Origin of the sequence: Brevundimonas sp., from assembly GCF_004210735.1 — a bacterium.
Lineage (GTDB): Bacteria > Pseudomonadota > Alphaproteobacteria > Caulobacterales > Caulobacteraceae > Brevundimonas.
The window spans coordinates 20,791-29,556 of the sequence record NZ_SDZL01000036.1; the positions used below are offsets into that span (position 1 = coordinate 20,791).

Genomic DNA, 8,766 nt, shown 5'->3' on the forward strand with positions numbered 1-8,766 from the left:
GCGCGCCAAAGGGCGCGCAGAAAGCGTCACCTTGCCACGATCAGGGTTAACAGTCGCTATCCATGGTTGAGCGCCGCTTCAGCCCTCGGCGGCGGGCAGCTCCAGCAGGGCCTTCAGCCCGCCCATGTCGCTGGCGCCCAGCGTCAGCCGGCCGCCATAGGCCCGCACCAGCTCGTCCACGATCGACAGGCCCAGGCCGGTGCCAGGCGTGGCCTCGTCCATCCGGGTTCCGCGTTGCAGGGCCGCGTCGCGTTGATCCTCGGGCAGGCCGGGGCCGTCGTCCTCGACCACCACCACCATCTGGCCCAGCCCGGTCGGTCCGGCCGAGACGCGCACCCGGCGCGTGGACCATTTGCAGGCGTTTTCCATCAGATTGCCCAGGATTTCCTGCAGATCCTGCCGCTCGCCCCGGAAGGCCAGGTCGTCGGGCGCGCGCCAGTCGATCTCGACCCCCTTGGAGGCGAAGACCCGCTCCAGCATCACCGCCATTTCGTCCAGCGCCTCGCCGATGGGGGTGCGTTCGCCCAGCGCCTGGGCGCGCGCGGCGGCGCGGGCGCGGCGCAGGTGGTGGTCGACCTGGGCCTTCATCACCTCGGTCTGGCGGCGGACCAGATCGGGCAGGCCGCCCGGCGCATCGCCCGCCTCGGCCAGCATCACCGCCAGCGGCGTCTTCAGCGCATGGGCCAGGTTGCCGACGTGGGTCCGCTGACGCTCCACCACGTCCTGATTGTGGTCCAGCAGGTGGTTCACCTGTTCGGCCAGGGGCGCGATCTCGACCGGATAGCGCCGCTCGATCCGGGCCGCCTTGCCCTTGCGGACATTGGCGATCTCGGTCTGCAGGTCATACAGCGGACGCAGGCCGATCTGCACCTGGATGAACACCGCCGACACCAGCCCCGCGCCCAGCAGCAGCAGCACGATCCAGGTCACGGTGGCGAACTGGCGCGTGTCGGCGTCGATGTTCGAGCGGTCGATGGCGGCCACGAAGACCAGCGGCTCGGTCCGACCCGGCAGCTGTTTCATGCTGGCCGCGACGCGCAACGGCTCGTCCTTGGGCCCGAAGGCGTTGTAACTGACGATCTGGCCGGTCACCTCGGTCAGGCGCGGGGGCAGGTCGTGCGGGATGACCAGCGCATCCCGCCCCAGCGACGGCGAGCGCGACAGCACCCGCAGCGTCCCGTCCCCGGCCGTCTCGCCCACCATCCAGTATTTGCCCGACAGCAGCCGCAGCGTGCGAGCGTCCTTGATCTCGCCCGTGACGACCAGGCCGTCGTCCATCACGCTGGTGGCGATGACGGCCTCGTCGATGGTGTCGCTGAGGACATTGCCCAGCCGGCGCAGCGCCGATTCCTGGAATAGCGAGGTCAGGACCAGACCCGTCACCACCAGGGCGACCAGAATCCACGCCGAGGCCAGCCAGATCAGGCGACGGGTCAGCGACCGGCCGGGGCGGCCCAGCCAGCGGCCCCACTCCGGCGAGGCCGGGCGCGGATCGGTTACGGCCTGCTCCCCCGGCGTGGTCATGGCGGCGGGGTCAGGCGGGGTCGGATTCGCCGGCCAGCGGCGTCAGCCGATAGCCCAGCCCCCGCACCGTCTCGATCCGGTCGGGGCCAATCTTCTTGCGCAGGCGGCCGACGAACACCTCGATGGTGTTGGAGTCGCGGTCGAAATCCTGATCGTACAGGTGCTCGACCAGTTCGGTGCGGCTGATGACCCGGCCCTGATGCATCATCAGATAGTGCAGCAGCCGGTATTCCAGGCTGGTCAGGCGCAGCGGCTCGCCGTCGACGCTGGCCCGCGCCGCGCGCGGATCCAGACGCAGGGCGCCGCACGACAGGGTCGCCGAGGCGATGCCCGCCGAGCGTCGCAGCAGGGCGCGCAACCGCGCCAGCAGTTCTTCGGTGTGGAACGGCTTGGTCAGATAGTCGTCGGCCCCGGCGTCAAAGCCCGACACCTTGTCCGACCAGGCGCCGCGCGCCGTCAGGATCAGCACCGGCGTGGTCTTGCCCTCGCGGCGCCAGCGCTCCAGCACCGACACACCGTCGATCTTGGGCAGGCCCAGGTCCAGCACGATCACGTCATAGGGTTCGGTGTCGCCCAGGAAATGCGCCTCTTCGCCGTCGGCGGCATGATCGACCGCATAGCCGGCGTCAGACAGCGCCAGCTTCAGCTGGCGCGACAGGTCGGCGTCATCCTCGACAAGCAGAACCCGCATTCAGTCTTCTCCACTCACACGACCGGTCTGGCCGTCCACGCGAATATCGCTCACCCGGCCGCCGGGATATTCCCAGCGCACCACATAGTCCGGACCCCGCGAGCTGACGCCCAGCATGCGGCCCTGACGACCCGCCTGAACCCGGCGCACCACGTCGCTGGCGCTGGCGCGCGGCTGCGACCGGCCGCCATCGTCATCGCGCAGGCCCTGACCCGGATAGCCCCGGGACTGCTCCCGACGATCCTGATCGCGATCGCGGCCACGCGACTGCGCCGCCGCGTCCGCTACGGGGACGATGGCGATCAGGCCGGCCAGCAGGATTGCTCGAATAGACATCATGGAACGGGTCATAGGCGGCCGCCTCTGAACAGCGGCTGAACGCGCAGTCTAGCGATGTTCACCCAACGAGGGAAAGGGACGCGCGCGCGTGCAGGGGGGATGAGGATGGGCGGCCTCGACCATTCATGACGAACTTCTCATGCCGATGAACGCAAACTGACGCGCTCTGTTCAGTTCGGGCTCAGCCGTGGGGTGGTCATCTGGGATCAACGCAGCCACCCCGGTTTGCGTCGTCACCAAGGAGCCATCCCATGATGAAGAAGATGATGATCCCGGTCCTGGCTGTCGCCGCTGTGTCGATGGCCGTCCCCGCCGCCGCCCAATCCTATGGCCATCAAGGCCCGTCGCGCGGCCCGGCCTATCAGCAGCAGCACAACGGCTGGCAGTCGATCAGCCAGCGCAAATACAATCTGGACCGTCGCATCGACCAGGGCGTCCGCAGCCGTCAGCTGAGCCACCGCGAGGCGTCGCGCCTCAAGGCCGAACTGAACAGCCTGGTCCGGTTGGAGATGCAGTACTCGCGCAATGGCCTCAATCGCCAGGAACGCGTCGAACTGGACCGCCGCTACGACCGCCTGTCGGCCAAGGTCCGCTACGAGCGTCGCGATAACGACGGCCGTCGCTGGTAAGTCTGCGGGCCCCTCTCTCCCCTCACCGGGGGCCTGAACGAAGGGCGCGATCCGCAAGGGTCGCGCCCTTTCCATATGGCCCGATCAAGCGCCTGTAACACCTCAGCGCGGGCAAACCACGACTTGTATGCGCGCTGAATCTCGCCCTTAATTGCCGCAATGGACGATGTCGATCTCCCTCCCGCCCTTCGATCGCCTTGGGCCAAGCTGGTTCTGCGAAACCGCGTCCAAGACATCCTGGGCATCGATATCGAACGTCGCTGGGCATCCGATCTTCTCACGTTCGGAATGACGTCCGACGCCGTCGTCGAACTCGCCATCCTGCGTGACGAAGAGTGGAAAGAGGCCGCCGCGCTTGTCGATGTGATCCTGCGAGAGCTGTCCGTCGATCCAACTGATAAGCCGCAACTCGTACGGCTGATGCGATCTCAGATCGTTGCGGCCATTGAAAACGGAGCCGACCCGAAGTCGGAGGCGAGGGAGGCCATGCTGCTCGCCTCGGAGTGCCACGACCTTCCCGGCTATGATGGCGTGCTCGATGTCTTCTATGAAATCGACGATGAGTTCGATCTCATGGAAGCCGGGATCACCTTTGACCCAAGCTTCCAGGAACTCGGTGCAAAGCACTGGACGTTGAAGCAGCTTCAACAGCCAAAGTAGGCAGGCCCGCGATCAGGCTCCAATGACGGTCACCTCCGGCCAGCGGGCGCGGGCGCTGGCGATCGCCTTGTCCCAGCCCTTGGCCACCGGCCGGTTCGGATTGGGGCGGATGGTCAGGCTGAACACATCCTCCAGCCCGAACGGCGCGACGACGCTGATCGTATCGTCCGCCTCCAGCCGCACCCCCACGGCGAAGCAGGGCGCGACAAAGCGGGACAGCGCCGTGTCCGTGTCGGGCAGCGGCTCATACGGCTCCCCGAAACGCCCCTCGAACCACAGATGCACCCGCGCCTGGTTGCGCACCTCGACCATGTCGCGGAACGACGGGTCAAAGGCGGCGGCGACGCGCTTGATGAACACATCCTCGGCGTCCCAGCTGGTGTTCGGGTCGAAATAGCCGATGTCATAGTCCTTGATCCCATAGCCGACAGGTCGCCCCGTCCGGGCGTTCCACACCGCCTGATAGATCGCGCCCGAAAACAACCGCCAGTCGGGCAGGTCCAGCCCCCGCATCGTCGTCAGCACATGCATCAACGCCGGATCGGCGCGCACCAGATCGGTCAGTTCGGCTTCGAGATCGGTCATGGGGCGGGCGTCCAGGGCGTGGCATCGATGGTGACTTCGGGCCAGCGGGCGCGCGCCGCCCCGGCCTTGGCGGCGACCACGGCCGGGTCGAATCCGCCCGGCCCGGCCCGGAACCGCAGGGCGAACAGGTCATCCATCCCCAGCGGCGCGGCGACCGAGATCGTATCGTCATCCTCCAGCCGCACGCCCAGGGCGTGGACCGTCGCCACCGCCCGCGACAGGGCGTCGTCGGCGTGGGTCAGCGGCGCATAGGGCCGTCCGAATTTCTGTGGAAACCACAGGTGCACCCGCGACTGGTTGCGCACCTCGACCGCCCCCCGCAGATCATCGGGCAAGGCCGCCGCGACGCGTCGGATGACCGCATCCTCGGCGTCCCACGACGGATCGGGATCGAAATAGATGACGTCATAGTCGCGCACCCCGTGGTCGGGATCGCGGCCGGTCAGTCCATTCCACGCGGTCTGGTACACGGCGCCGGCGAAAATCCGCCACTGCGGCAGGCGCTCGCCCCGGATCGCGCGCATCACCGTCATCATGCGCGGACTGGCGCGGATGATCTCGGCAAGGCGGGCTTCGGTCGACATGAGCGTCGTTCAACGACGATTCCCGACGCTGTCAAAACCGCAAGAACCTGATCGTCAGCCCCGGATCGGCCAGCCGTGGTCCAGCGGGCCGTGGCCGGCGCCCAGGCCCGGCGCACGGCGGATCGCCTCGGCGACATAGGCCCAGGCCTCGGCCACCGCGACCGGCAAGGGCAGGCCCCTGGCGATCCCCGCGGCGCACGCGCTGGCCAGGGTGCAGCCGGTGCCGTGGGTGTGGCGGGTGTCGATCCGCTCGCTCTCCAGCACCGTCTCGCCGTCGGCGGTCAGCAGCAGGTCGATCACCGTCTCGCCCGGCACATGCCCGCCCTTCATCAGCACCGCCTTGGCGCCCAGCGCCAGCAACGCCTTGCCCGCCCGTCGCTGGCCGTCCAGATCGGCGACCGTCAGGCCGGTCAGGGCCTCGGCCTCGGGCGCATTGGGGGTCAGCAGCGTCGCGCGCGGGATCATCAGCCGCCGCACCGCCTCGACCGCTCGATCCTCCAGCAGGGGCGAGCCGCCCTTGGCGATCATCACCGGATCGACCACCGCGGGCACGCCGCCCGCATAGTCGATCAGCGCCGCCACCGTCTCGACCACCGCGACCGAGCCCAACATGCCGGTCTTCAGCGCGTCCGCGCCGATATCGTCCAGCACCGCCTTCGCCTGCGCCTCGATCACCTCCAGCGGGATCGGATAGACGCCGTGGACGCCCAGGGTGTTCTGCACCGTGATCGCCGTGATCGCCGTGGCGGCGAACCCGCCCAGCATGGTCACCGCCTTGATATCGGCCTGGATACCCGCGCCCCCGCCGGAGTCGGAGCCGGCCAGAATTAGTACGCGGCCTTTTTTAGTGTCTCTATCGCTCGCGACGCGGTCGCTCGCTGCTTGAGGGGTGTCCGCGCTGGCCATCAGTGCGCGCCCGAGAACAGCTTCAGCCCGACGATGCCCGCCACGATCAGCAGGATGCATACCGCCCGCAGCGCGGTCGCCGGCTCGCCATAGATCGCCACCCCGACCACCGCCGCGCCCACGGCGCCGATACCGGTCCACACCGCATAGGCCGTGCCCACCGGCAGCTTCTGCGTCGCCGCCCACAGGCCCACCATGCTGGCCGCCAGCGCCACCGCCACGCCCAGCGAGATCAGCGGTCGCTGCGGCCCGACATATTTCACGCCCGAGGCCCACATGACCTCGAAAAGACCAGCCACCACCAGGGTCAGCCACGGATTGACGGAGAGAAGCCAGGACATGGCCGCTGCATGGCCCAAGCCCGGCGGCGGGGCAACCGCTTTGCCGATCAGGAGCCGCCCGTCGGCGATAACAGGCGGCGGGGGCTCGACCCCGCGCGCCCGGTCGGTCAAACTGCACAGCTGAGACACAGCGAGACCCGTCATGCGCCACTTCATCGCCTTTTCGAGCCTGATCCTGCTGTCGGCCTGCGCCACCGCGCCGACAGCGACGCGGCCGGCCGTACCCGAGGGGACGAAGCTGATGAGCGAGGGTTATCCCTATCCGAACGGCCCCTGCCGCCTGCTGGGCGCGACCCTGCCCACTTCGGAGCTGCTGGACGACGGGGCCGATCTGCTGGGCTGCCCCTCCGACGCCATGAGCGACCCCCGCGTCCTCGCCGTCGGCCGTGTGGTGGGTCAGTTCGAAGGCGTCGTCCTGGTCTCCGTCCCCAAGGCGGCCAGCCGCTAAGGCCGGCTGCAAGCGGCGGCCAGCGCCGCCTGCACCTTCAGCGCCTGAACCGTTTCGCGCACGTCGTGGACGCGGATCATGCGGGCGCCGTGGCGGGCGCCTTCCAGCGCCAGGGCCAGCGAGCCGCCCAGTCGGTCGGCTGGGTCGATCGCGGCGGGATCGACGCCCTGGATCGTGCGCTTGCGGCTGGCGGCGTACAGCACCGGAAAGCCCAGCGCGATCAGCCGATCCAGATGCGCCGTCAGGGCCAGGTTGTGGTCGGTCGTCTTGCCGAAGCCGATGCCGGGGTCCAGCCAGATCCGCTCGCGCGCCACGCCCGCCGCCATGGCCGCATCCGCCCGGGCCGCCAGTTCAGCCGTCACCTCGGCCACCACGTCGTCATAGGCGGGCGCGTCCTGCATGGTCCGCGGCTCGCCCTTCATGTGCATCAGGATGACGTCACAGCCCAGCTCGGCGGCCGTCACCGCGCTGTCCGCCGCGTGGCTCAGGGCGCTGACGTCGTTCCACATCGTCGCCCCGGCGGCCACGGCGGCGCGGGCCACGCCCGGCTTCATCGTGTCGATGGCCACAGGACCGCTCCAGCACGCGCGGATGGCGGCCACGACCGGCATGGTGCGCGCGATCTCCTCGTCCTCGCCCACCGGCGCGGCGCCCGGCCGGGTGCTCTCGCCGCCGATGTCCAGCACGTCCGCGCCCTGGTCGATCAGCCGCATCGCATGCGCCAGCGCCGCCTCGCGCGTCGCATGCCGCCCGCCGTCGGAAAAGCTGTCGGGCGTGACGTTGACGATGCCCATGACAAGGGGGATGTGATGCGTCATCGTTACTCCATGATCACGAACATTCTTGATCGCCGGACCCATCTGCATCGCTGGCGGAAGATTGATGCCGTAGCAGAAGCAACCTGGCACGATAATCAGCAACCCGCCGACGGCGCGTTGCACGACAATGCTGACAGCGCCGCTTCGATCGCGCTCGGCGATACATATGCCGTCCGAAGAGGGCTATCTGTGACCGGTGCCTTGGCGTGGGCCAATGCCTATCCCGACGAAGTCACCCTCTACCTCTATGACGAGGGCACTTACGAGCTCGACGAAGGATGACAATGCGGCGGCCGGTTTGACTTTCGCGGCGCCCGGCCCCAGCTTCTAGGGACTATGGAACGTTTCGTCAGCCAGGCTCGACGCCTCACCCACGCGGGTCGCCGCGTCGAAGGCGCTTAACCCGGAGCGGTCGGTCGAACGCCGTCGCCCGCTCCGGGCCGCCGTGCTTCGCCTCACGTCCATCTTCCCACTGTTCAGGATGCCAACGCCGCCTTTCGGCTGCGTCGGCCGACATGCGCGTCATGACCCACGACCCGTCTCCCTGCCCCGTTTGCGCGCCCGACGCCTGCGCCTGTGCGCCGGCGCGGCCCGGCGCCGAGATTCTGCCTTTCCGCCGACCGTCGCCCGTGGCGACGCCGGCTCCGCCTGACGACGGCGACGGCCCTTCGGCCGCCTGACCCTCTCAGCCCATACCAAGAGATAATCCCATGAAGACCGCTTCCGCCCGCGTCCCCGACGCCCTGCCCGCCATCGTCCTGAGCCGTCAGGATTTCGACGCCCTGGATCGCCTGGTCGGCGACCTGCCGGGCGAAGGCCCCGCCGCCCTGCTGCAACAGGAGCTGGACCGCGCCGAAGTGTGCGACGACATCGACCTGCCCAAGACGGCGGTGACGCTGAACCGCTGGCTGCACTATGTCGACGACCGCCACCCCGAGACGCGCCGCGTCCAGATCGTCATGCCGCGCGAGGCGGACATCGACACCGGCCGAATCTCGATCCTGTCGCACGTCGGCGCGGGCCTGATCGGCCTGACCGAGGGCCAGTCCATCGCCTGGCCCGACCCGGCGGGCGTCGTGCGCCGCCTGACCCCCGTGCTGGTCGAGGACGCGGACCTTCTCCCTCCCCTTCATGGGGAGGGTGGCTGAGGCCGTCAGGCTGAAGCCCGGTGGGGAGGGCAAGGCTGAGCATCCGCCCCCCTCAATCCTCCCCCGTTCACGGGGGAGGGGGACCACGCAGTG

13 protein-coding genes are annotated in these 8,766 nt (G+C 68.9%); 5 read left to right on the forward strand and 8 right to left on the reverse strand.

Annotation, left to right across the window (positions count from 1 at the left end; all coding sequences use genetic code 11):
* Window positions 1-78 precede the first annotated feature (78 nt).
* The 3 genes from EON91_RS09525 to EON91_RS09535 are packed head-to-tail and all read right to left on the reverse strand — an operon-like array spanning window position 79 to window position 2,554.
* On the reverse strand, window positions 79-1,524 hold the full coding sequence (locus EON91_RS09525) for a sensor histidine kinase (RefSeq protein ID WP_292093927.1): 1,446 nt from the start codon (window positions 1,522-1,524) through the stop codon (window positions 79-81).
* 10 nt (window positions 1,525-1,534) lie between these two features.
* Window positions 1,535-2,215, reverse strand: coding sequence for a response regulator transcription factor (locus EON91_RS09530; protein WP_292093929.1), 681 nt, complete (start codon window positions 2,213-2,215; stop codon window positions 1,535-1,537).
* Window positions 2,216-2,554 (reverse strand): hypothetical protein, encoded by a 339-nt coding sequence (locus tag EON91_RS09535; protein WP_292093931.1) that lies wholly within the window; start codon window positions 2,552-2,554, stop codon window positions 2,216-2,218.
* Between the two features lie 251 nt (window positions 2,555-2,805).
* Here EON91_RS09535 and EON91_RS09540 point away from each other — a divergent pair, with 251 nt between their 5' ends.
* On the forward strand, window positions 2,806-3,183 hold the full coding sequence (locus EON91_RS09540; protein ID WP_366250262.1) for a hypothetical protein: 378 nt from the start codon (window positions 2,806-2,808) through the stop codon (window positions 3,181-3,183).
* A 159-nt stretch (window positions 3,184-3,342) separates the two neighbouring features.
* Window positions 3,343-3,843 carry a hypothetical protein gene (locus tag EON91_RS09545; RefSeq protein ID WP_292093933.1) on the forward strand — a complete coding sequence of 167 codons (501 nt, stop codon included), beginning with the start codon at window positions 3,343-3,345 and terminating at the stop codon, window positions 3,841-3,843.
* Between the two features lie 12 nt (window positions 3,844-3,855).
* Here EON91_RS09545 and EON91_RS09550 read toward each other — a convergent pair whose 3' ends face one another.
* Genes EON91_RS09550 through EON91_RS09565 form a run of 4 tightly spaced genes read right to left on the reverse strand, consistent with a single transcriptional unit; the run spans window position 3,856 to window position 6,259 of the window.
* Window positions 3,856-4,428 (reverse strand): nucleotidyltransferase family protein, encoded by a 573-nt coding sequence (locus tag EON91_RS09550; RefSeq protein ID WP_292093934.1) that lies wholly within the window; start codon window positions 4,426-4,428, stop codon window positions 3,856-3,858.
* Entirely contained in the window at window positions 4,425-5,012 is a 588-nt protein-coding gene (locus tag EON91_RS09555) for a nucleotidyltransferase family protein (protein ID WP_292093936.1), read from the reverse strand. Before EON91_RS09555 ends, EON91_RS09550 begins: the two co-directional genes overlap by 4 nt.
* A 54-nt stretch (window positions 5,013-5,066) precedes the next feature.
* Complete coding sequence (gene thiD / locus EON91_RS09560) at window positions 5,067-5,918, reverse strand: bifunctional hydroxymethylpyrimidine kinase/phosphomethylpyrimidine kinase (RefSeq protein ID WP_292093938.1); 852 nt, start codon at window positions 5,916-5,918, stop codon at window positions 5,067-5,069.
* Window positions 5,918-6,259, reverse strand: a complete 342-nt coding sequence (locus tag EON91_RS09565; RefSeq protein ID WP_292093953.1) for an SMR family transporter — start codon at window positions 6,257-6,259, stop codon at window positions 5,918-5,920. Before EON91_RS09565 ends, thiD begins: the two co-directional genes overlap by 1 nt.
* Window positions 6,260-6,401: 142 nt before the next feature.
* Here EON91_RS09565 and EON91_RS09570 point away from each other — a divergent pair, with 142 nt between their 5' ends.
* On the forward strand, window positions 6,402-6,707 hold the full coding sequence (locus EON91_RS09570) for a hypothetical protein (RefSeq protein WP_292093940.1): 306 nt from the start codon (window positions 6,402-6,404) through the stop codon (window positions 6,705-6,707).
* Here the strand turns inward: EON91_RS09570 and folP are convergent.
* Complete coding sequence (gene folP, locus EON91_RS09575; protein ID WP_292093941.1) at window positions 6,704-7,525, reverse strand: dihydropteroate synthase; 822 nt, start codon at window positions 7,523-7,525, stop codon at window positions 6,704-6,706. The genes EON91_RS09570 and folP overlap by 4 nt on opposite strands.
* On the opposite strand from folP, the gene EON91_RS09580 reads away from it, so the two are divergent.
* Together EON91_RS09580 and EON91_RS09585 are read left to right on the forward strand one after the other, a co-directional pair.
* On the forward strand, window positions 7,517-7,807 hold the full coding sequence (locus tag EON91_RS09580; protein ID WP_292093943.1) for a hypothetical protein: 291 nt from the start codon (window positions 7,517-7,519) through the stop codon (window positions 7,805-7,807). The genes folP and EON91_RS09580 overlap by 9 nt on opposite strands.
* Before the next feature lie 428 nt (window positions 7,808-8,235).
* Window positions 8,236-8,673: a GreA/GreB family elongation factor gene (locus EON91_RS09585; protein WP_292093945.1), complete on the forward strand. Its 438-nt coding sequence runs from the start codon at window positions 8,236-8,238 to the stop codon at window positions 8,671-8,673.
* Window positions 8,674-8,766: the final 93 nt, after the last annotated feature.

Coding starts and splice junctions, on each gene's coding strand:
- EON91_RS09525 (WP_292093927.1), bottom strand. CDS start 1,524: ATGACCACGCCGGGGGAGCAGGCCGTAACCGATCCGCGCCCGGCCTCG.
- EON91_RS09530 (WP_292093929.1), bottom strand. CDS start 2,215: ATGCGGGTTCTGCTTGTCGAGGATGACGCCGACCTGTCGCGCCAGCTG.
- EON91_RS09535 (WP_292093931.1), bottom strand. CDS start 2,554: ATGATGTCTATTCGAGCAATCCTGCTGGCCGGCCTGATCGCCATCGTC.
- EON91_RS09540 (WP_366250262.1), top strand. CDS start 2,806: ATGATGAAGAAGATGATGATCCCGGTCCTGGCTGTCGCCGCTGTGTCG.
- EON91_RS09545 (WP_292093933.1), top strand. CDS start 3,343: ATGGACGATGTCGATCTCCCTCCCGCCCTTCGATCGCCTTGGGCCAAG.
- EON91_RS09550 (WP_292093934.1), bottom strand. CDS start 4,428: ATGACCGATCTCGAAGCCGAACTGACCGATCTGGTGCGCGCCGATCCG.
- EON91_RS09555 (WP_292093936.1), bottom strand. CDS start 5,012: ATGTCGACCGAAGCCCGCCTTGCCGAGATCATCCGCGCCAGTCCGCGC.
- thiD (WP_292093938.1), bottom strand. CDS start 5,918: ATGGCCAGCGCGGACACCCCTCAAGCAGCGAGCGACCGCGTCGCGAGC.
- EON91_RS09565 (WP_292093953.1), bottom strand. CDS start 6,259: ATGTCCTGGCTTCTCTCCGTCAATCCGTGGCTGACCCTGGTGGTGGCT.
- EON91_RS09570 (WP_292093940.1), top strand. CDS start 6,402: ATGCGCCACTTCATCGCCTTTTCGAGCCTGATCCTGCTGTCGGCCTGC.
- EON91_RS09580 (WP_292093943.1), top strand. CDS start 7,517: ATGCGTCATCGTTACTCCATGATCACGAACATTCTTGATCGCCGGACC.
- folP (WP_292093941.1), bottom strand. CDS start 7,525: ATGACGCATCACATCCCCCTTGTCATGGGCATCGTCAACGTCACGCCC.
- EON91_RS09585 (WP_292093945.1), top strand. CDS start 8,236: ATGAAGACCGCTTCCGCCCGCGTCCCCGACGCCCTGCCCGCCATCGTC.